Below are 449 nucleotides of genomic sequence, written 5' to 3'. Positions count from 1 at the left end.
ATACTCCGCCGCGAGCCCATCGTTGGAAAGCCAGCTCCCACATGGGCTAAAGCGGCAGGTGCCGGCTCAACAAGGCCCGCAACGCCGCCGGCTTCACCGGCTTGGCCAGGTAATCCAACCCTGCCGCATGCACCTGGGCCACCATCTCCGGCCGCCCGTCGGCACTGATCACCACACCCGGAATCGGCTCTGCCAGTTGTGCCCGCAGCCAGCCCATCAACTCGGTGCCGGTCTCGCCGTGGTCGAGGTGGTAATCCACCAGGGCCAGTTGCGGCCGCACACCCTCGGCCAGCAACGCGGCACATTGCGCCTGGTCGCGGGCGGTCCAGACTTCACAGCCCCAGCGCGTGAGCAAACTGCGCATGCCGATCAGGATGCTTTCTTCGTTATCCACACACAGCACCTGTGCACCGCTCAACGGCTGGCCGCTTTCCTGCGCCGGCTTGGCA

Annotated in this window: 1 protein-coding gene; it reads right to left on the bottom strand. The window is 66.1% G+C overall.

The genetic code is table 11. The annotated features are described in order from the left end of the window. Positions 1-46: 46 nt before the first annotated feature. The coding region (locus tag HX846_RS08630; protein WP_178965259.1) for a response regulator at positions 47-449 on the bottom strand (403 nt) is incomplete at its 5' end.

It is taken from the genome of Pseudomonas sp. K5002 (assembly GCF_013386655.1).
GTDB lineage: Bacteria > Pseudomonadota > Gammaproteobacteria > Pseudomonadales > Pseudomonadaceae > Aquipseudomonas.
Note: the sequence above shows the minus strand (reverse complement) of the source record. Positions and strands in the feature narration are given on the sequence as shown.